Origin of the sequence: Agathobaculum sp. NTUH-O15-33 (genome assembly GCF_033193315.1) — a bacterium.
Lineage (GTDB): Bacteria > Bacillota > Clostridia > Oscillospirales > Butyricicoccaceae > Agathobaculum > Agathobaculum faecihominis_A.
Window position 1 is genome coordinate 1,294,879 of sequence record NZ_CP136187.1, and the last position, 21,874, is coordinate 1,316,752.

16 protein-coding genes are annotated in these 21,874 nt (G+C 59.2%); 15 read left to right on the plus strand and 1 reads right to left on the minus strand.

Features of this window, described 5'->3' with window-relative positions:
- The first annotated feature begins 50 nt into the window (after positions 1 to 50).
- The 10 genes from RWV98_RS06770 to RWV98_RS06815 all read left to right on the plus strand — a co-directional run bounded on the left by RWV98_RS06770 (position 51) and on the right by RWV98_RS06815 (position 13,463).
- The gene (locus RWV98_RS06770; RefSeq protein WP_317864701.1) at positions 51 to 494 is read left to right on the plus strand and encodes a GNAT family N-acetyltransferase; all 444 of its coding nucleotides are present in this window, start codon (positions 51 to 53) and stop codon (positions 492 to 494) included.
- Between the two features lie 680 nt (positions 495 to 1,174).
- Positions 1,175 to 2,926, plus strand: coding sequence for a cache domain-containing sensor histidine kinase (locus RWV98_RS06775; protein WP_317864703.1), 1,752 nt, complete (start codon positions 1,175 to 1,177; stop codon positions 2,924 to 2,926).
- Positions 2,923 to 3,870 carry a substrate-binding domain-containing protein gene (locus tag RWV98_RS06780; RefSeq protein WP_317864705.1) on the plus strand — a complete coding sequence of 316 codons (948 nt, stop codon included), beginning with the start codon at positions 2,923 to 2,925 and terminating at the stop codon, positions 3,868 to 3,870. Before RWV98_RS06775 ends, RWV98_RS06780 begins: the two co-directional genes overlap by 4 nt.
- Positions 3,867 to 5,414, plus strand: coding sequence for a response regulator (locus RWV98_RS06785; RefSeq protein ID WP_317864707.1), 1,548 nt, complete (start codon positions 3,867 to 3,869; stop codon positions 5,412 to 5,414). The genes RWV98_RS06780 and RWV98_RS06785 overlap by 4 nt, the downstream gene beginning before the upstream one ends.
- A 311-nt stretch (positions 5,415 to 5,725) precedes the next feature.
- Positions 5,726 to 7,246, plus strand: a complete 1,521-nt coding sequence (locus tag RWV98_RS06790; protein WP_317864709.1) for a sugar ABC transporter ATP-binding protein — start codon at positions 5,726 to 5,728, stop codon at positions 7,244 to 7,246.
- Positions 7,239 to 8,228: an ABC transporter permease gene (locus RWV98_RS06795; RefSeq protein ID WP_317864711.1), complete on the plus strand. Its 990-nt coding sequence runs from the start codon at positions 7,239 to 7,241 to the stop codon at positions 8,226 to 8,228. The genes RWV98_RS06790 and RWV98_RS06795 overlap by 8 nt, the downstream gene beginning before the upstream one ends.
- A 68-nt stretch (positions 8,229 to 8,296) precedes the next feature.
- On the plus strand, positions 8,297 to 9,247 hold the full coding sequence (locus tag RWV98_RS06800; RefSeq protein ID WP_280962786.1) for a sugar ABC transporter substrate-binding protein: 951 nt from the start codon (positions 8,297 to 8,299) through the stop codon (positions 9,245 to 9,247).
- A 54-nt stretch (positions 9,248 to 9,301) separates the two neighbouring features.
- The gene (locus RWV98_RS06805) at positions 9,302 to 10,480 is read left to right on the plus strand and encodes a Gfo/Idh/MocA family protein (RefSeq protein WP_317864714.1); all 1,179 of its coding nucleotides are present in this window, start codon (positions 9,302 to 9,304) and stop codon (positions 10,478 to 10,480) included.
- A gap of 282 nt (positions 10,481 to 10,762) precedes the next feature.
- The gene (locus tag RWV98_RS06810; RefSeq protein ID WP_280962784.1) at positions 10,763 to 11,701 is read left to right on the plus strand and encodes a sugar phosphate isomerase/epimerase family protein; all 939 of its coding nucleotides are present in this window, start codon (positions 10,763 to 10,765) and stop codon (positions 11,699 to 11,701) included.
- 115 nt (positions 11,702 to 11,816) lie between these two features.
- Entirely contained in the window at positions 11,817 to 13,463 is a 1,647-nt protein-coding gene (locus tag RWV98_RS06815; RefSeq protein WP_317864716.1) for a solute:sodium symporter family transporter, read from the plus strand.
- 213 nt (positions 13,464 to 13,676) lie between these two features.
- On the opposite strand, the gene RWV98_RS06820 is transcribed toward RWV98_RS06815, so the two are convergent.
- Positions 13,677 to 14,522, minus strand: a complete 846-nt coding sequence (locus RWV98_RS06820) for an AraC family transcriptional regulator (RefSeq protein ID WP_317864718.1) — start codon at positions 14,520 to 14,522, stop codon at positions 13,677 to 13,679.
- Between the two features lie 309 nt (positions 14,523 to 14,831).
- On the opposite strand from RWV98_RS06820, the gene RWV98_RS06825 reads away from it, so the two are divergent.
- The 5 genes from RWV98_RS06825 (at position 14,832) to RWV98_RS06845 (ending at position 21,873) form a co-directional block, all read left to right on the plus strand.
- Positions 14,832 to 15,983: an IS481 family transposase gene (locus RWV98_RS06825; protein ID WP_317863782.1), complete on the plus strand. Its 1,152-nt coding sequence runs from the start codon at positions 14,832 to 14,834 to the stop codon at positions 15,981 to 15,983.
- A 352-nt stretch (positions 15,984 to 16,335) separates the two neighbouring features.
- Entirely contained in the window at positions 16,336 to 17,514 is a 1,179-nt protein-coding gene (locus tag RWV98_RS06830) for a Gfo/Idh/MocA family protein (protein ID WP_317864714.1), read from the plus strand.
- A 282-nt stretch (positions 17,515 to 17,796) separates the two neighbouring features.
- Positions 17,797 to 18,735: a sugar phosphate isomerase/epimerase family protein gene (locus RWV98_RS06835; RefSeq protein ID WP_280962784.1), complete on the plus strand. Its 939-nt coding sequence runs from the start codon at positions 17,797 to 17,799 to the stop codon at positions 18,733 to 18,735.
- A gap of 351 nt (positions 18,736 to 19,086) precedes the next feature.
- On the plus strand, positions 19,087 to 20,121 hold the full coding sequence (locus RWV98_RS06840; protein ID WP_317864720.1) for a LacI family DNA-binding transcriptional regulator: 1,035 nt from the start codon (positions 19,087 to 19,089) through the stop codon (positions 20,119 to 20,121).
- Between the two features lie 240 nt (positions 20,122 to 20,361).
- Complete coding sequence (locus RWV98_RS06845) at positions 20,362 to 21,873, plus strand: sugar ABC transporter ATP-binding protein (protein ID WP_317864722.1); 1,512 nt, start codon at positions 20,362 to 20,364, stop codon at positions 21,871 to 21,873.
- Position 21,874 lies beyond the last annotated feature (1 nt).

Sequence of the window (21,874 nt, forward strand, 5' to 3'; positions counted from 1 at the left end):
GCGTATGAAGCAGGGTATTTGGCGGAATTTTGTGACAGAGGGTAGTGAAAATGCCGGAAGCAGTGATGAGAAAAGCGGCGCGCGCGGATATGCGGCAGATCATGCGCTTGCAGGTAAGCGCCTTTACAGGCGAGCAGCGGATTCCTGCGGGGGATATCGCCTTGCCTGACGAAAAGCAGCCGCAGTGGTGGTGCGCGGAGGCCGGTGGGCGCATCGTCGGCGCGGTCGCCGCGTGGCGGGAGGACGGGCAGGCGCATTGGGGCCGGTTCGTGGTGGACCCCAGCCTGCGCGGCCAACATATCGGCACAAGGCTGGCCGCGCATTCGCTCGAGAGCCTGTTTGCGCAGGGGATCGATCAGATCCATATCGACGCGAGGGAAACGACGGTCAAAATCCTTTGCGCCATGGGCGGCCGGATCACCGGCGCGCCGGTCCCGTTCTATGTGGGCACGGTAACGCCCATGGTTCTGGAAAAGGCGCGGTACCGGGCGTAAGTTCACCCGGCCGCCCAAGCAAGGCGCAAACCGTACAGCGGCGGGGTGAGGTCACCCCGCCCTACGAAGGGGCCCGCTCCGCCCAAATGTAGGGCCGGGTGACTCACCCGGCCGCCCAAGCAAGGTGCAAGCCGTGCAGCGGCGGGGTGAGGTCGCCATAGTGATTCAGATTAGAATAACTGACTCCTATACGGCGTAGCGCCACCTTCCCCTCGTGGGGCATAAGCGTAAACTTAAGCAGCGTATGCATAGAGCGCTCTTTGGGCTTCCCCCGACGAGGGGAAGCTGGCACGGCGAAGCCGTGACTGATGGGGGGCGCATGAATTGGCAGCATTGATGCGCGTGGCGGCCTTAAAGTGCGCTATTGGTTACGCCCCCCATTCGTCACGCGCCTACGGCGCGCGCCACCTTCCCCTCGTGGGGGGAAGGCCAGAAAGCGGTCTTTGGCCCCCGCGCATTGCTTAAGTTTACGCATATGCCTCGCTGAGGGGAGCCTATAGGGTGTTCGCCACCCATTTGCCACTAGATTGCCCGTACCTGACGACATTGCCGCTATGGCCGTCCCCCTCGTTTCGCCCGCGCGGACTGGCGCTTTATAAAAATTTCCTCTATTCTCCTTTACAGGGCACGGAAAATTCCCTATAATTTGTGATAGAAGCGGCGGAAAGGGGGGCGGGCATATGAAATTTCGGGTGCGGCTGATGCTGGCGATCCTGCTGGTGGCGCTGCCTGCGGTCGGCCTGCTGTTCTTTTTCAATTACTATATTTCCGCCGATCTGATCGAGACCAACTACGCCAAGACCGTGACCGAATCGATGGCGCTGCGCGCCGAGCAGATCGACAAGGACCTGCGCAGCGTGTACCAGAAAACGACCGAGCTGAGCGTGCAAAAGGGGCTGAAGCGGGCGGTAGCGGACTATGCCGCGCTGCCCCAGCGAAAGAACGAGGACGTGCTGCGGCTCTCGCGTTACCTGAGCGAGCAGAACAGCCTGCCCGAGCTGGTGGACGCTATTTTTCTCTACCTGCCGGACACGCGGGAGATCGTGTGCTCGCAGGAATACCGCAGCGTCATTTCGGTCGCGGACACGGAGGCGTACCCGTGGATCGGCGGCGGCACGCCGGGCGGGTTCGCCCCTTGGGTGCAGAGCGACATGGGCGCGGGCGAAACCAATTTGATCTATTTGTACGCCAAGCCCGTTTACGCGGCGGAGGGCGAGCTGCTCGCCACCGTGGCGCTCAGCGTCACCGAGCGCAGCCTGTATTACGGCCTTTTGGACGCGCAGGACAGCGCGCAGGATTATTTCCTGCTGACGGGGGACGGGCGGGTGTGCTCGGCGCGCCGCATGTCGGCCTTCGGCATTTCGATCGAGGAGCTGACCGGCAAGGGCCTGCCGCAGACCCGCGTCGAGGTGGGCGATTGCCGCTACCGCGGCGAGAAAAGCATTTACGCCGTCGTGCGCGCGCCGTTTTCCGGCCTGTCGCTGCTCTGCCTGACCGGCCGGGCGCTGCTCATGCAGGACATGCGGCAGACCCAGTGGCTGTTCTGCATCGTGCTCCTCCTCATCGTGCTGCTCATCATGCAGCTTTCGCGCGGCATTTCGCAGTACTTAAACCGCCCGCTGGGCGAACTCGTCGGCGCGATGGAGCGCGTCGGCGCGGGCGATTTTGAAACGCGCACCCCGGTGCGCCGCGAGGACGAGTTCAACCGGCTGGGCACGCAGTTCAACGACATGGTCGCCCGCATCGAGGAGCTGATGCAGCAGGTGCTGGCCGAGCAGGCGCACGCGCGGCAGGCCGAGCTGCACGCGCTGCAATACCAGATCAAGCCGCATTTTATGTACAATACGCTCAATTCCATCCGCTTCGCGGCCATCATGCAGGGCAACGAGAAGATCGCCGAGCAGCTTGCCGCGTTCATCGAGCTGCTGGAAGCCTCCCTAAACAAGACCGGCGATTTCATTCCGCTTTGGCAGGAGATCGAGCTGCTGAAGGATTACACCTCGTTGCAGCGCTACCGCTATATGGACTGCTTCACCTTTACCTATGAGGCGGCGGAGGAGGCGCGGGCGTGTCTGGTGCCGCGCTTTCTCTTGCAGCCGCTCATTGAAAACGCGATCTTGCACGGCATGGACGCCAAGCGCGGCGACAATGAAATCCGCGTGGAGGCGCGCCTGATCGGCGGCATGCTGCACATCGCCGTTAGCGACAACGGCAAGGGCATGACGGAGGACGAGCGGGACCTGCTGCTGCGCAAAAACCCGGATGAAAAGCGGCAGTTCAACGGCATCGGCGTGTCCAACACCGTCGACCGGCTCCGCTTGTTTTACGGCGCGAGCATGCGCTTTGAGCTATATACCGCGCCGGGCGAGGGCGCGCGGTACGTGATCGAGCTGCCCGCGAACCGGGGCACGGAAGGGGAGGACGCGCCGTGAAGCAACTGAAAAGGGCGCTGATAGCGCTTCTCTGCGCCGCGCTGCCGCTCGTCTGCACCGGCTGCGCGGAGGGCACGCTGCTGAGCGAGGACCACACGCGCCGCATCGGCGTGGTGCTCAAAACCATGGACAGCGAGCATTGGCAGGAGATACGCTCGGGCATGGAAAACACGGCCAAGGAGCATGGCGCGGCGCTGACGCTTCTATACCCCAGCAACGAATGGGCGGAAGAGGAACAGGCGGTGTTCATCCGCGATATGCTTGCCTCCGATATCGACGCGCTGATCGTCGCGCCCTGCAATTCGACGAGCACCGGCTGGTTTGCCGATCAGGCGGCGGAACAGGGCCTGCCGCTGTTCACCGCGGATACCCGCGCGATCGACCGCGATATCCCGTATATCGGTTCGGATAACAAGACCGTGGGCGCGATGGCGGCGGATTATCTGGTGGAGCACGTCGGGCCGGGCGCGTCCTGCGCGGTGATCGCGGGCGCGGCCGTGCAGGCGCAGACCGTCGACCGCGTGGGCGAGTTCCGCCGCCGCATGCAGGAGCGCGAAAGCGCCCCGCTCGCCGTGCGCATGGAAAACAGCGGCTTTGCCGACGCGATGGAGACCACGGAAACGCTTCTGGAACAGGGCGTGCGCGGCATTTTCTGCGCCAGCGCCGCGATGGGCCTCGGCGCGGCGGCCGCCCGGCAGGAGCGGGGCGCGGACGACCTGTGCATCATCGCGGTCGATACGCAGGACGACGCGCTCAAGGCCGTGCAGGAGGGCTCGCTGGACGCGCTCATCACCCAGTCCGGCTATGAGATCGGGGAAAAGGCCATAGAGACCGTGCTGCGCGTGCTGGACGGCGAAAAGGCCGGCAACGTCTATGTGGAAAGCCGCCTGATCACGGCGGACAACATTGCGGACTTTTTAGAGGAACGGGGAAATCAACGATGACCAAGGTATTGATCGCGGACGACGACGCGTTGGTGCGGATGTTTCTAAAGCAGATGATCCCGTGGGAAGCGGACGGCTATCAGGTCGTCGGCGACGCGCGCGACGGGGAGGAGGCGCTCTCCCTGTTCGAGCAGTTTTCGCCCGATCTGGTGATTGCCGACGTATCCATGCCGGTGATGAACGGCATCGACCTGCTGGGCCGCCTTAAGGAGCGCGGGTTTGACGGCGGCGTGATCATGCTCAGCTGTCACGATGATTTTGAGTATGTCAAAACCGCGATGCGGCTTGGCGCGGACGAATATCTGCTGAAAAACCACTTGAGCCCGGACACGCTGCGCACCGCGCTCGCCGCCGTGGCGGAAAGCACGCAAAAGCGGCAAAACAAAGCGGGCAAGCAGGGCGAAATGGACGCGATACTGGAAAAGGGCCTGCGGCAGGCGCGGCGCGAAGCGCTCCAAAAGCTGCTGGCCATGGACCGGTGCCCGTTCGAGGAGCAGCTCGCCATGATCGAGGCCGCGCGCTTTTCCGGCTCCTACCGCCAGTGCGTGGCCGTGCAGGCGCGCCTTGCGCAGGCCGAGGCGGAGAAGGCGCCGCGCTTTTTCGAGCTGTGCCAGCAGGTGGCGGTGGGCAACCACGCGGACGCGGTGCCCGTGCGCAAAACGGCCTGCGTGTTTCTTATGGATATGACCGGCTACCCTTCCCGGAGCCGCCAGCAGGAGCTGGCCGATACGCTGTGCCACGTGATAGACAGCTACGCGTGGCAGTATTTGCAGCTCCGCGTGAGCTGCGGGGTCAGCTCGCTTTGCGACGGGGACGGCTCGATCGCGCGCGCCGTCCGTCAGGCCGACCGCGCGCTCTTGGCCGCGTTTTACCGCGAGGGCGTTTGGCGGTACGAGGATACGCGCGCCATGACGGACGGCTGCCCGCCCGAAGCGGAAAGGCTGGCCCGCGCGCTGCCGCGGCTGCTGGAAGCGGGCGGCGAGCCCGCGCTTAACGAGGCGGTGGAGCGCGCCGCCGAAGCGGTGAAAAAAGCGCGGGTGATGCCGGGCGCGGCGGTTGATTGGCTGCGCCGGTGCGACGCGGCGGCGGGGCTGGCGCGCCAGCAGGCGGCGTACGCGCAGATCGACAGCTTCGCGGCCCTGCGGCGCGCGCTGGACGAATACGCGGGCCTGTTGCGGCAAGGCGGCGGGGCGGCCCTGCCGGGCGAGGTCTCGCCCGCGGTTGCCGAGGCGGCGCGGTATTTGCAGCAGCATTTCGCGCAGCCCGTCACCCTGTCCGAGGTCGCCGCGCGCGTTTCACTGTCGCCCAACTACCTCAGCGCGCGCTTTAAGCAGGAAATGGGCGCGGGCTTTGTCGAATACCTGACCGAGCTGCGCCTTGCGCAGGTGCGCGAATTGATGCGCAAAAACCGGTGGGACACGGTGAAGAGCATTGCGCGGCAGGCCGGGTTTATCGATTACCAGCATTTTTGCAAGGTGTTCAAGCGCAAGACCGGGCAGAGCCCGAACGCCTACCGGAAAAAGCTGACCGGGCAGGACGAATAAGGCCTATCCCATGGTCATCCTTCGTTTCGCTCGGGATGGCGCCGGAGAAAAGCGTAGAATAAGACAACAAATTAGAAAAACACACACCAAAACGTGGATGCGCATGGGCGCGCGGCGGGTGGTGTGTGTTTTTTTATGCCTCATCGCGGAAAAGTGCGTAAGGAATGACAGGCTTTTCGAGAATCCACCGGATTTTCGGCGCGCCCCCGCGGCCCTATAATAAGACCATAAAGAAGAGGCCGGTACCCAAAACCGCATGCAAACCAAACAAACCGGCCGCGTTCAAACGATAAGAAGGAGGGAGAAATTTCGTGAGCAATCAGCAGCCGTATGTGCTGGAAATGCGGAATATCGTCAAGATTTTCCCGGGCGTCCGTGCGCTGGACGGGGTAAACCTCAAGGTGCGGGCCGGTAAGGTGCACGTCATCTGCGGGGAGAACGGCGCGGGCAAGTCGACCCTGATGAAGGTGATCAACGGCAGCCACGACGCGGACGAGGGCGAGATGTTCTTCGAGGGCAAGCCCGTCGGCAAACACACCATTCAGGATACCATGAAAATGGGCATCGCGATGATCTATCAGGAGCTGAACCCGGTGCTTGAAATGACCATCGCGGAAAACGTGTTCCTCGGCCGGGAACCCAAAAGCGGGCCGTTCGTGGATTTCGCGAAAATGATAAAGGACACGCAGGCGCTGCTCGACCGGCTCCAAATCCCGTACGACGCGCACCAGAAAATGCGGGAGCTGTCGATCGCCGGTCACCAGCTGATCGAAATCGCCAAGGCGATCTCGATGAACGCCAAGGTCATCATCATGGACGAACCCTCGTCCGCCATCGCGGACGCCGAAATCGAGGTGCTGTTCGGGCAGATTTTCAGCCTTAAGGAGCAGGGCGTCGCCATTTTGTACATCACCCATAAGATGGACGAGATCTTCCGCATCGCGGACGATATCACCATCATCCGCGACGGACAGTGGATCGAATCCGGTCCCGCCACGGACTACGACGCGAACAAGCTCGTTTCCCGCATGGTCGGCCGCGAGATCACCAACGTGTTCCCCAAGGAGGACGACATCCCGATCGGCGACGTGGTGCTCGAAGTGAAAAACCTGACGCAGGAAAAGCAGGACGGCGGAAGGTTTGAAAACATCAGCTTCACGCTCCGGCAGGGCGAAATTTTGGGGTTTTCCGGTCTGGTCGGCGCGGGCCGCAGCGAAGTGATGCGGGCGGTGTTCGGTCTCGACCCGTATACCTCGGGCGAAATCCTGATGGAGGGCAAGCCGGTCTCCATCCGCAACACGGCGGACGCGATCCGCGCGGGCATCGCCATGGTGTCGGAGGATCGAAAGGGCTACGGGCTGGTGCTCGGACGGAACATCCGCGACAACATTTCGCTCGTCACGCTGCGGGACTTTGTGAAAAACGGCCTGATCGACGACAAGGCGATCGTGAAGCGCGCCGGTGAAATGGTCGATATGCTGAATATCAAGATCGCAAACCTCGACGTGGCGGCCTCCACGCTTTCGGGCGGCAACCAGCAAAAGGTCGTTTTGGCCAAGTGGCTGATCGGCGACGTGAAGGTGATGATTTTGGACGAGCCGACGCGCGGCATCGACGTGGGCGCGAAAAGCGAAATTCACAAGCTGATGTGCCGGTTCGCGCGGCAGGGCATGGCGGTCATCATGATCTCCTCCGAGCTGCCCGAGGTGCTCGGCATGGCCGACCGCGTGGTCGTCATGCAGGAGGGACGGATAAACGGCGTTTTGGAACGCCGCGAGGCCACGCAGGAAAGCATTATGAAATTGGCAACAAGGGGGAAGAACCGTGAATAACACCAAGAAAAAGTTTAACTTCGGCGAGTTTTATGGCAAGTGGGGCACGCTGATGATCCTCGTGGTCATCGTGATCCTATCCGCCCTGTTCGTTCCGAACTTTGTCAAGCCGCGCAACATCTCGAACATCCTATTGCAAAACGCGGTCGTGGCCATGCTGGCCTTCGGCGCGACCTTTGTCATCATTTTAGGGCATATCAACGTCGCTTACGGCTCGGAGCTGGCCTTCATCGGCTGTATCGCGTGCCTGTCCATGAACAGCCTGCAAACCATGATGCCGCCGGTCGCGGCGGCCGTTATCACCGTGCTCATCGCGATGCTGGTCGGTCTGGTGATCGGCGCGCTGAACGGTCTGGTGATCACCAAATTCGGCATCCCGGCGTTTATCATGACGCTCGCCGTCACAACCATCGCCCGCGGCGGCGCGCTGCTGCTGACGGACGGCACCCCGGTATCCGGCATGAACGATGCGTTCAACTGGTTCGGTCAGGGCTTCATCGGGCCCATCCCGACCTCGGTCCTCATCATGGCCATCCTGTTTATCGTCACGTGGGTGCTGCTGAACAAGACCTGCTTCGGCCGCCACATCTACGCGGTCGGCGGCAATGAAAACGCGGCTATCGCGTCCGGCATCAAATCCAAGAACGTGGTCAAGCGCGCTTTTATCCTCGACGGCCTGATCACCGGCCTTGCGGCCGTGGTGTTCATGGCGCGGCAGGCTTCCGGCACCCCGGCGGGCGGCTTGCAGTACGAGTTTGACGCGATCACGGCGGTCGTCGTCGGCGGCACCTCGCTTTCGGGCGGCTCGGGCAACGTCGTCGGCACCATCATCGGCGCGGTCATCGTCGGCATCATCAACAACGTGCAGAACCTTCTGCATATCAACACCTACTGGCAGCAGGTCGTCAAGGGCCTTGTCATCCTCTTCGCCGTCATCATCGACGTGGTCACCAAGCAGGCCGCGGCCAAGGCGAAAAAGTAAGTTTTCTTAGTGGAAATGCGCCTTGGCGCACCAACATAACAAAAAAGAAGATACGGGAGGAACTGAAAATGAAAAAGTACTTATCTCTGGCGCTGGCCGGTACCATGCTGCTCGGCGCGCTCGCGGGCTGCGGCGCGGGCGGCGGCTCGGACGAGGGAAGCGCGGCGGGCGATGTGTTCACCGTGGCCTACTGCAACTCCGGCGACTCGGACGTGTTCGACAAGCTCAAGAAGGATACCTTTAACGAACTCGTGGCGGGCGACGCGACGATCAAGGTCGTCAACTCCGAAGCCAATATGGACCCCCAGAAGCAGCTCAACCAGATCGACGACGCGATCATGCAGGAGGTCGACGCGATCATCGCGGTGCCGATCGACTATTCCGGCATCACCCCGGGCGTTAAGGCCGCGAACGACGCGGGCATCCCCGTGATCTGCCTCGGCATTGAATCGGAGGGCGGCGATTACACCTTCGTCGGCTGCCAGAACCGCGACGCGGGCGTGATGCAGGCCGAATACATGGCCGAGGTGCTGCCCGAAAACGCCAAGGTGCTCTACCTGTCCGGCACGCCCGGCCTGTACCACTCCGTGCAGCGGCACGACGGCTTCTACGAGACCATGGCCGAAAAGCGCCCCGACGTGGAGCTGATGGCCGAAATGACCGGCGAGTACACCCGCGACAAGGCGCAGAAGGTCGTGGAGGACTGGTGCCAGTCCTACCCCGAATTTGACGCGATCGTTTGCGCGAACGACCAGATGGCGCTTGGCTCCGTCGAAGCGCTGAAGGCCGCGGGCCGCCTCACCGGCGTGCTGGTGGCGGGCGTGGACGCGACCGACGAAGCCCTGCAAAAGATTAAGGAAGGCGAAATGGCCATTTCGATCCGCCAGTCCGCCCCGGCGCTCGCGCAGAACTGCTACGAGACCATCCAGAAGATGCAGAAGGGCGAGGACCCCGGCGAAAAGGTCGTTGTGGATTTCGAGCCTGTCACCGCGGACAACGTAGACGATTTTTTGAAGTAAGAGAACCACCCATCCGACACCAAAAAATGAATTTAAGAAAGTGAGTGTATCAAAATGTTAATTGGCGAAAAGAAGATAGACAGACCGTTCCGCTGGGGCATCGTGGGCGGCGGCAAGACGAGCGGCGTGGGCTACAAGCACCGTCTGGGCGCGATGCGCGACAACACCTCGTTTGTGCTGAAAGCGGCCGCGTTCGATCTGGATTTCCAGCGCTGTGTGGACTTCGGCGTGGCGCTGTGCATGGACAAGGATCGCCTGTACCCGGATTACAAGACCATGTTCGAGGCCGAGGCGAAGCGCCCGGACGGCATCGAAGCCGTGGACATCGCCACCCCGAATTTCCAGCACTTCGAGGTCTGCAAGGCCGCGCTGGAAGCCGGTCTGCACGTCATTTGCGAAAAGCCGCTGTTCTTCACCGTGGAAGAGGGCGAGGAGATCAAGAAGATTTCCGAGCGCGTGGGCAAGCTTGTCTGCGTGACCTACGGCTTCTCCGGCTTCGACCTGCTCACGCAGATGCGGCAGATGATCCTGAACGGCGACATCGGCGAGGTCACCATGGTCGATTTGCGCTACGCGCACGGCTTCGGCTGCGACCCGACCGGCGACACGCAGGCCGAGGGCCAGAAGTGGCGCGTTGACCCCAAGAAGTCCGGCCCGTCCTTCGTGCTGGGCGACCTGTCCACCCATACCTTCTACATGTCCGAGCTGGTCTGCCCGCAGCTCAAACTCAAGCAGGTGCTGTGCGACCGCCAGAGCTTTGTCGGGTCCCGCGCACCCTTGGAGGACAACGCCTACGTGCTGATGCGGTATGAAAACGGCGCGGTGGGCCGCATGTGGGCCTCGGCCGTCAACGCGGGCGATATGTCGAGCCAGCACATCCGCATCGTCGGCACCAAGGCATCGCTGGAGTGGAACGACATGCACCCGGACGAACTGCACTATGAGGTACAGGGCAAGCCCGCGCAGACCTTGGTGCGCGCCATGGACTACCTGACCCCGGAAGCATTGGAGTACGAACGCTTGGGCGCGCTGCACTACACCGGCCTGATCGATTCTTGGTCCAACCTGTACAACCGCTTCGCGGTCGCGATGGACGCGAAGAACCGCGGCGACGAAGAGACGCTGAAAAACCTCGTTTACCCCGATTTGGAGCACGGCATCGAAGGCATCCGCTGGGTGGTCAAGTGCGTCGAATCCGCCGACAAGGGCGCCGTCTGGGTCGACTTCAAGTAAAACCAATTCTTTTCTTTTTTCTTCTTTCTTCTCTGGCCGGCGGGCACGTCCTTGACGTGCCCGCCACAGCCAAAAAACGTTAACGCGGTCACCGAAAAGGTAGGGCGGGGTGACCTCACCCCGCCGTCTCGAAGGGGTGTAACATTTACTGAAAAGCCCGGCCGTACCGGCCAGTTGGCTGATCTTGTGTATCCCGGCGCTTCGCTCTCGGCGTGGTGAGGTCACCACGCCCTACAACATCGGTGGGCCTTAACCAACAAACAATAAAGGAGAGCATTCCATATGAAATTAGCAATTTGCACGGACGTATTCGCGGACCTGTCCTTCACGGACATGCTGGACAAGGTAAAAAGCCTAGGGCTGGACGCGGTGGAAATGACCGCGGGCGGCTGGGGCGCGCGCAAGCATATTGACACCGCCGCGCTGCTGGCGGACGAGGGCAAGCGCAAGGACCTGCTGGCCGAGCTGGACAAGCGCGGCATGCGCATTTCCGCGCTGAACACCTCTTGCAACCCGACGTGGCCGAGCGAGACCGGCAAGGAATACGCGAAAAGCATGTACGACTGCGCCGCGCTCGCGGGCAAGCTGGGCGTGAAAAAGCTGGTGGCCATGGCGGGCCTGCCCGCGGGCGCGCCGGGCGACACCACGCCCAACTGGATCACCTCGACGGTCTCGTGGCCGGACTTCATGGCACCGGCCTATGAATACCAGTGGAAGGTGACCATCGAGTTCTGGAAGGAATTTGCGGCGCATTGTGAAAAGTGCGGCGTGGAGCAGATCGCGATCGAGGAGTTCCCGGGCACGATGGTGTGGAGCGCTTCGACGCTTTTGAAGCTGCGCGAGGCGGTGGGGCCGATGATCGGCATCAACCTCGACCCGTCGCACATGATGGTGCTGGGCGCGGACCCGATCGCGGCGGCGCGAAAGCTCGCGGGCTGCATCTACCACGTGCACGGCAAGGACGCGCGCATCGAGCGCGGTCTGGCGGATGTGGACGGCATTCTGGAGCCCCGCCCGGTCACCGATTCGGCGGAGCGCGTGTGGAACTACGTGGCCGTCGGCTGCGGCAAGGACCTACAGTGGTGGAAGGAGTTCTTCTCCGTGGTCCACATGATGGGCTACGACGGCGACGTTTCCCTCGAAATGGAGGACCTGACCATGTCCACCGAGGCGGGCGTCCTTACCTCCATCGACGCGCTGAAGCAGACCGTCAGCAAATAAAAGCCTAAGCCCAAAAGCAGAGCTGCTGGTTTCAGTAGCTTTGTTTTTGCGCGTTGCAGATAAGACAGCTTATAATAAAAGACTCCACTCAGGGGATAAGAAAAGGGGAAAACGAATGCTTTGGACCTTAGCGACTTTTGTCGGCTTTACGATTCTGGTTGCGGTCATTTCCTATGTCAAGACCAAGGGGGATGATCAGACGACGGCCGACGGTTATTTTCTCGCGGGGCGCGGCCTGCCGGGCTTTGTCATCGCGGGCTCGCTGCTGCTGACCAACCTATCCGCCGAACAGCTGGTGGGCACGAACGGACAGACGTGGAGCGTCGGCATGAGCCCGATGGCGTTTGAGATCGTGGCCGCGCCGTGCTGCATTATTCTGGCGCTTTTTGCCGCGCCGCGCTATTTGAAAAGCGGTATCACCACCATTCCGGAGCTGATCGGCCTGCGCTACAACCGCAACACCAAGCTCTGGTTTTCGATCGCCTATATCCTTTTGTACATCGTCGTACAGATTCCGGTCATTTTGTACTCGGGCTCGCTGGTGTTTGAAAATATCTTCGGCGTGTCCGCCATGCTGGGCGTGACTAAATTCCAAGCCGTCATCATCCTGTGCGTGGTAATCAGCGTCATTGGTTCGATCTACGCGATCTTTGGCGGCCTCAAGGCGGTCGCGGTATCGGATACGGTAAACGGCATTGGCCTGCTGATCGGCGGCTTTATGATTCCGTTCTTCGCGTTCAGCGCGCTGGGCCACATTTCGGGCGGCGAGGGCATTATGGACGGCGTGCGGTACCTAATCGCCAACCATTCGGACATGCTCAACTCGATCGCGCCGGCGGATTCGCTGCCTCCCGCCGTGCCGTGGCCTACCGTGTTCACCGGCCTTTTGTTCCTCGGCTTGCAGTCGTGGTGCACGCACCAGTCGTTCATTCAGCGCGTTTTAGCCGCGGAAAATTTGAAGGAAGCGCAAAAGGGCGCGCTTTACTGCGCCTTTCTCAAGATCATCGGCTTTATGTACCTCGCGCTGCCGGGCGTAATCGCCTTTGCGATGTTTGAACTGCAAGGCGATCAGGTAGCGATGATGGACGAGGCGTACCCTCAGCTCGTGACACAGGTGATCCCCGCGCCGCTGATGGGCTTTTTTGCGGCGGTCATGCTGGGCGCGATCCTGTCCTCCTTCAATTCGGTGCTCAACTCGGTGGACACCATGTTCACAATGGATATTTATAAGGAGTTCGTCGATCCGCACGCCTCGGAAGCCAAGCTGGTCCGGGTGGGCAAAAAGGTGGGAATCGTATTCGCGGTGCTGACCACCATCGTCGGCCCGCTGATCTATTTCTTCCCGGCGGGACTGAAAACCTTCCTCGATTCGCTCGTCATGCTCATCGCGCTGCCCGTGCTTTCGGCGGTGTTCGGGGGCTTCTTCTTCAAGCACCTGCCCGGCTACGCGGCAAAAGTCGTTTTGGGCGTGCATGTGGCCGCTTATGGCTCGTTCCTGCTGTTTCTGGGCGACCGGTTCCACTACTTATACGCCGTGCTCGTGCTGCTGCCGCTGGAACTGGTGCTGATGCTGGTGATGAACTGGTATAACAAGCGCCAAAACCCCGCGCCGTGGGTGCAGAAGGATGTCGGCGCGGTCGACCTGACCCCGTGGAAGTACCGCTGGGTCGCGACCGTGCTCATTATCGTGTGTATCGTTGCCGTTTACACCGCGTTCTCTCCGCTGGGTATCGGCACATGGGGCTATGCGCAGCCTTGGTAAGAATGAAATAAACGCGCCCGCCGCTTCCTCTTAACAGGGAACGGCGGGCGCGTTAGCTTGTCAAAAAACTTCGCGCCGCAGCGCGCAATCAAATGTCATTCAGATAAGGTCGGGCGAGACAAAAAGGTATCGCAAACACAGAAAATGTAGGGCGCGACGTCCTCGGCGCGCCGGAACCGGAACACTCGATCGAAGGGGCGGCTTTGCAGCCCTTTACGCGCCGGTCTGGCGCTCTCTGCGGTATTGGCCGGGGGAAACGCCTACCCGCTTGACGAACAGATTGATCAGGCTGCCGCTCGAAGCGTAGCCGACCGCGTAGGCGATTTCTTCGATGGAACGCGTCGTGCGCAGAAGCAGCACCTTGGCCTGCTCGATGCGGGTGTTGATCACGTATTCCATGGGCGAAAAGCCGGTCTGGCGTTTGAAACAGTGGGAAAAATAAAACGGACTGAGCTTGGCCACCCCGGCCAGCTCGTCAAGCGTGACGCTCTTGCCGACATGGCCGCGGATGTACTGGATGGCGTCCTCGATCGGCCCGCCGATCTCGCGCTCCTGCGCGGTCGGCGCCATGAGCAGCTCGAATAAGCGGTAAATGCGCATGGAGCTGTCAAACGGCGTGTCGATACCGCCTTGGTCGTAAAACTGCACCATATCGTATAGCTGCTTGCCAATCAGCATGTTCGTGTCGCGCCCGAGCAACCAGCCCTGCGTTTCGATGATATGGCGGCAAATATCGTGCGCGTTGGAACCGTCGATATGCAGGTAGAGAAATTCAAGGCCGTTTTCGGCCTGATAATAATGGGGCGCCTGACAATCGATCAGCACCACATCGCCTTTTTTGGCCGTGCGCGCCTGCCCCTGATACTCGAAATGGAACGAGCCCTGCCGCACGAACACAAGCAGCAGCGGCGGATACGACTGGCGGCGTATAAAGTAATTGTCGTTGCAGTAGTAATGTCCGCACCATGTGGGATAAAAAAGCAGCTCCCGCGCAACGTCGGGCGGGGTGAAGGAAAAACAGGTGGAATGGGGCAGAATGCCGGGGTCGACGCTTTTCAAAAAGAACACTCCTTTGCACCCAATGTCATTCAGATAAGGTCAGGCAATGCAAAAAGGAAACGCAAAGACAGAAAATGTAGGGCGCGACGCCCTCGGCGCGCCGAGAGCGAAGCACCGGGATAAGTGAGAGCATCAAACAGGCTGGTACGGCCAAGCGAAGGGACATGGTTTCTCAGGAAGCGTTACGTTCCTTCGAGACGGCGCGCCGAGGGCTGTATAGCCCAGTCACATAGTAAACAGTTTGTCCAAGCACATGGTATACAGTTTAGGAGTAAAATAACGGTATAAGTGGGAAAAGGAGAATTGCTTATGCCGTGGAAAGAGAAAACAGTAAAGTCAGAACGAGAAACGTTTGTAAGGGAGGCACAGCAACGAGAGATAAGTTTTAGCGCTCTATGTAGAAAACACGAAATCACACGAAAAACAGGTTATAAGTGGTTACGAAGGTTTCAGGCTGGAGAGGAACTGACCGACCGCGGTCGGGCACCGACGCATCAAAGAACCCAGACATCGGCAGCAACGCAAGAACTGATATTGTCCGCGCGGGATGAACATCCGGCGTGGGGTCCCAGAAAGCTGGAGCGATATTTGCAAAATAAAGGCTACACAGAACTGCCATGCAAAAGCACAATCGGCAATATTCTTAAGCGAAACGAACGAATCGAACCGGAAATCAGCCAGAAACACAAGCCCATTAATCGCTTTGCCAGAGAATGTCCCAACGATTTGTGGCAAATGGACTACAAAGGCGACTTTACGATGCTCAATGGGCAGCGGTGCTATCCACTGACGATTTTGGATGACCACTCCCGGTTTTCTCTGTGCCTAAAGGCTGAGGACTCATTGTCCTACGAAAGGTTTTATCCTGCCCTTATCCAAGTTTTCGAGATGTACGGTCTACCGCATGAACTGTTGTGCGACAATGGGAAGCCCTGGGGCGACAGCAAGGGGGGTATCACCATGTTCGATGTGTGGATGATGCGTCTGAACATCCGGCCGATCCATGGCCGTCCCATGCACCCGCAGACCCAAGGCAAGGAGGAACGTTTTCACCGTACGTTGAAGGAAGAATTGCTTAGGCACCGCACAATGCTTAACTTATGTGATGCACAACAGGCATTTGATGACTGGCAGTATGAGTACAACTACGAACGTCCCCACTCCGCGCTTGGCCTTGATGTCCCTGCCAAGCACTATAAAGTCAGCAGCAGACCGTTCATTCAGCAGCCCCCGGAACCTGATTATCCTGATGGAGCTAGGCTTAGAAAAGTCAACTACAAGGGCTACGTTAGCATTTGTAGGCATCGCTACTATCTCTCTGAGGCTTTCGCTGGAACCTACCTCCAACTTACGGATTCGGGGGAGAATTCTGTTGACCTCCACTATGGCTCCTTCCGTGTGGCTTCCATCAATCTCAGCGAGAGATTGATTACTTCTAAGCACATTTATTGGGCCACATAAACTGTATACCATGTGCTTGGACATGTTGTATACCATGTGGGCTATACAGAGGGCGGCACGCCCTACAATCTCGGTCAATCCCTTGTTTTTCCTATGCGTTCCCCTTAACTTAATGACATTGCCTTTGCACCGCTTGATTAAGAAAGCAATATCGATGAATTATAAAGCAAAACGCCGCATTTACTAGGCGTTCTCAATAGCATATAATAAAGGCACAGAAAAGGGAATAGGCCATAATAAACAAAGTTTAAACGGCTTGTTTGTGCATTTCTGTTATGCGTTTCAGCCTTTGACGAATGGACGTATGTGAATAACAAAATTCATAAACAAAACAGAAAGTGGGCGTATTAAAATGTTGATTGGCGAAAAGAAGATAGACAGACCGTTCCGTTGGGGCATCGTGGGCGGCGGCAAGACGAGCGGCGTGGGCTACAAGCACCGTCTGGGCGCGATGCGCGACAACACCTCGTTTGTACTGAAAGCGGCGGCGTTCGATCTGGATTTCCAGCGCTGCGTGGACTTCGGCGTGGCGCTGTGCATGGACAAGGACCGCCTGTACCCGGATTACAAGACCATGTTCGAGGCCGAGGCGAAGCGCCCGGACGGCATCGAAGCCGTGGACATCGCCACCCCGAACTTCCAGCACTTCGAGGTCTGCAAGGCCGCGCTGGAAGCCGGTCTGCACGTCATTTGCGAAAAGCCGCTGTTCTTCACCGTGGAAGAGGGCGAGGAGATCAAGAAGATTTCCGAGCGCGTGGGCAAGCTTGTCTGCGTGACCTACGGCTTCTCCGGCTTCGACCTGCTCACGCAGATGCGGCAGATGATCCTGAACGGCGACATCGGCGAGGTCACCATGGTCGATTTGCGCTACGCGCACGGCTTCGGCTGCGACCCGACCGGCGACACGCAGGCCGAGGGCCAGAAGTGGCGCGTCGATCCCAAAAAGTCCGGCCCGTCCTTCGTGCTGGGCGACCTGTCCACCCATACCTTCTACATGTCCGAGCTGGTCTGCCCGCAGCTCAAGCTCAAGCAGGTGCTGTGCGACCGCCAGAGCTTCGTCGGCTCCCGCGCGCCCTTGGAGGACAACGCGTACGTGCTGATGCGGTATGAAAACGGCGCGGTGGGCCGCATGTGGGCCTCGGCCGTCAACGCGGGCGATATGTCGAGCCAGCACATCCGCATCGTCGGCACCAAGGCATCGCTGGAGTGGAACGACATGCACCCGGACGAACTGCACTATGAGGTACAGGGCAAGCCCGCGCAGACCTTGGTGCGCGCCATGGACTACCTGACCCCGGAAGCGCTGGAGTACGAACGCTTGGGCGCGCTGCACTACACCGGCCTGATCGATTCTTGGTCCAACCTCTACAACCGCTTCGCGGTCGCGATGGACGCGAAGAACCGCGGCGACGAAGAGACGCTGAAAAACCTCGTTTACCCCGATTTGGAGCACGGCATCGAAGGCATCCGCTGGGTGGTCAAGTGCGTCGAATCCGCCGACAAGGGCGCCGTCTGGGTCGACTTCAAGTAAAACCAATTCTTTTCTTTTTTCTTCTTTCTTCTCTGGCCGGCGGGCACGTCCTTGACGTGCCCGCCACAGCCAAAAAACGTTAACGCGGTCACCGAAAAGGTAGGGCGGGGTGACCTCACCCCGCCGTCTCGAAGGGGTGTAACATTTACTGAAAAGCCCGGCCGTACCGGCCAGTTGGCTGATCTTGTGTATCCCGGCGCTTCGCTCTCGGCGTGGTGAGGTCACCACGCCCTACAACATCGGTGGGCCTTAACCAACAAACAATAAAGGAGAGCATTCCATATGAAATTAGCAATTTGCACGGACGTATTCGCGGACCTGTCCTTCACGGACATGCTGGACAAGGTAAAAAGTCTGGGGCTGGACGCGGTGGAAATGACCGCGGGCGGCTGGGGCGCGCGCAAGCATATTGACACCGCCGCGCTGCTGGCGGACGAGGGCAAGCGCAAGGACCTGCTGGCCGAGCTCGACAAGCGGGGCATGCGCATTTCCGCGCTGAACACCTCCTGCAACCCGACGTGGCCGAGCGAGACCGGCAAGGAATACGCGAAGAGCATGTACGACTGCGCCGCGCTCGCGGGCAAGCTGGGCGTGAAAAAGCTGGTGGCCATGGCGGGCCTGCCCGCCGGCGCGCCCGGCGACACCACGCCCAACTGGATCACCTCGACGGTTTCGTGGCCGGACTTCATGGCCCCGGCCTATGAGTACCAGTGGAAGGTGACCATCGAGTTCTGGAAGGAATTTGCGGCGCATTGCGAAAAGTGCGGCGTGGAGCAGATCGCGATCGAGGAGTTCCCGGGCACCATGGTATGGAGCGCTTCGACGCTTTTGAAGCTGCGCGAGGCGGTGGGGCCGATGATCGGCATCAACCTCGACCCGTCGCACATGATGGTGCTGGGCGCGGACCCGATCGCGGCGGCGCGCAAGCTCGCGGGCTGCATCTACCACGTGCACGGTAAGGACGCACGCATCGAGCGCGGTCTGGCGGATGTGGATGGCATTCTGGAGCCCCGCCCGGTCACCGATTCGGCGGAGCGCGTGTGGAACTACGTGGCCGTCGGCTGCGGCAAGGACCTGCAGTGGTGGAAGGAGTTCTTCTCCGTGGTCCACATGATGGGCTACGACGGCGACGTTTCCCTCGAAATGGAGGACCTGACCATGTCCACCGAGGCGGGCGTTCTTACCTCCATCGACGCGCTGAAGCAGACCGTCAGCAAATAAAAGATCCCGATGACGCGGGGGCTGCCGAAGCGATTCGACAGCCCCGTTTTGCTTGAGGGCCGACATAGGAGCACGAAACCGGCATATCATATTGACCAAAGAACGGAAAAGTCGTTTAGCTGTTTTGGTTGAACGACTGTTCAGTTTGCATGAATAACGGTTGGTAAAAAAGTGCAGAGTTCACAAAGTGTGAAAAACCAACGAAAATGTCATTGACATAGGAGGAAATATGCGACATAATAGTATCACAACAACAAACGAGTACGTAATCGTAACAAAAGAGTACGTACTCGCTAAAACAAATAGTGCGATTGTAAAGGGTGGTAGAAAATACAAGGATGTGAGCGCCGGATGAAAGTGACAATCAAGGAGATCGCGGAGATAGCCGGCGTACATCCCGCGACGGTAGACAAAGTATTGCATAACCGGATCGGCGTGAGCGACGATGTACGCCAGCGGATCCAGCGGATCATTCAAGAGGTAGGGTACAGGCCCAACCCGGCGGGCCGGGTCTTGCAGCGGCAGGGCAAGCAATACCGCATCGCCGCCATTCTGGTCGAGGTGGACGCGCAGCCCTTTCTCCGGCAGGGCATCGAAAAAGGGGTCGCCGAGCAGGTTGGCTTCGATATTTCGATAGAGTATCATTTTTCATCCTTTCAGGATGCGCAGAGACAAAAAGAGCTGATCGATCAGGCGGTTTCCAACAAGGTCGACGGCATCATTTTAAGCCCCATCAACGCAGGCCGCGTGAAGGCCGCGATCGATCGGGCGGCAAGCGCCGGTATTCCGGTCATCACCACCAATTCCGATGTGGACGGCACCAAGCGCGCCTGCTACGTCGGGCAGGACGGCGTTCGCGCCAGCCGCATCGCGGGCCGCATCATGGGCCAGCTCTTGGGCGGTCACGGAAAACTGGCGATCGTGTCCAGCTCGGTCGAGGTGGAAAACAACAGCTACTACGTCAGCGTGCGCGAACAGGGCTTTACCGATTTTATAAAGGAAAATTACCCCAATATGCAGATCATCGAATGCATTGAAAGCTTCGAGGACCCGCAAATCACCTACGAAAAAACAAAGGAACTGCTGCGGCAGCATCCCGATCTTAAAGGGCTTTATATTACCTGCGGCGGCGTGTCAGAGGTTGGCCGCGCCTTGCAGGAAAGTGGGCGGCACCGCACGGTACACGCGGTATCCTATGAGGATTACCCGCTGATATTGGAGCTGATGCGGCAGGATGTGATCGACTGTACCCTCGCGAGCGAGTTGGAGCGGCAGGGAGAGCTGCCGGTGCAGCTGCTGATGAACGATCTGGTATTTGGCCAGAAACCCGCACAGGATAAAATATTTACCGATGTAAAGATATTAGTAAAGGAAAGTCTTTTCTAAAAAAATATTTGCAGCCGCGCTGCAAATATTTTTTACCGGATTGCGAGTACGTACTCGCAATCCGGTAAAGAACCTTACAATGTGCGATTACGGTCGGTATTTTTTTAAACATGTTTACGAGTACGTACTCGTAAACGAGAGAGGAGGCTACATAGCATTACATACGGCAGCAAATTTTTTTAGAAGATTACGAGTACGTACTCGTAATGGCGCGAAGAAGAAAGAGGAGGGAGAAGGCACATGGCCAATTCGGAATTTGTTCTGGAAATGCGAAATATCGTCAAGGTATTTCCCGGTGTCCGGGCGCTGGACGGCGTTAACCTAAAGGTAAGGCCGGGCAAGGTACATGTCATCTGCGGCGAGAACGGCGCGGGTAAGTCAACACTCATGAAAACCATAAACGGCACCTATGTGGCCGACGAAGGCGAAATGTTCTTTAAGGGTCAGCAAATCGGCAAGCACTCGGTCGAGGATACCATTAAAATGGGCATCGCGATGATCTATCAGGAGCTCAACCCCGTGATGGATATGACAATCGCGGAAAACGTCTATCTGGGCCGCGAGCCGATGAAGGGCATGTTCGTGAATTTCGGCAAGCTGTACAGCGATACCCAAGCGCTGCTCGATCAGCTTGAGATTCCCTACAACGCCCATCAGAAAATGCGGGAATTATCGATCGCCGGGCATCAGCTGGTCGAGATTGCCAAGGCGATCTCGATGAACGCGCAGGTCATCATTATGGACGAACCGTCGTCCGCCATCGCGGACGCCGAGATCGAGGTTTTATTTAAGCAAATATTCAAGCTGCGCGAGCAAGGCGTTGCGATTTTATACATCACCCATAAGATGGACGAAATTTTCCGTATCGCGGACGAGATCACCATTATCCGCGACGGCAAATGGATCGAATCCGGCCCGGCGAGCGATTACGACGCGGGCAAGCTCGTATCCCGCATGGTGGGCCGCGAGATCACCAACGTTTTCCCCAAGGAAACCGACATACCGATCGGCGAGGTCGTGCTTGAGGTGAAGAACCTGACGCAGGAAAAGCCGGACGGCGGGCGCTTTGAAAACATCAGCTTTACCCTGCGCAAGGGCGAGATTCTGGGCTTTTCCGGTCTGGTCGGCGCGGGCCGCAGCGAATTGATGCGCGCGATCTTCGGGCTGGACCGCTATACCAGCGGCGAGGTGTACTTAAACGGACAGCAGGTGCATATCCACCACACGGCGGACGCTGTAAAGGCGGGCATCGCCATGATCAACGAGGACCGCAAGGGCTACGGCCTTGTGCTGGGCCGCAGCATCCACGACAATGTGTCGCTCGTCAATCTGGATAAATTCACGCACGGCGGCCTTGTCAACGATCAGGAAATCGATAAAGACACCGAGGAAATGGTAAAGCTGCTGCAAATCAAGGTGGCGAACCAGAACGTGGCGGCGGGCACGCTTTCGGGCGGCAACCAGCAAAAGGTCGTCTTAGCCAAGTGGCTGATCGGCGACGTGAAGGTGATGATCCTCGACGAGCCGACGCGCGGTATCGACGTGGGCGCGAAAAGCGAAATACACAAGCTGATGTGCAAGTTCGCGCGGCAGGGCATGGCGATCATTATGATCTCCTCCGAGCTGCCCGAAATCCTCGGCATGTCGGACCGCGTGGTCGTCATGCAGGAGGGCAGGATGAACGGCATTCTGGACCGCGCGCAGGCAACACAGGAAAGCATTATGACACTGGCTACAAAGGGGAGAGGTTGAC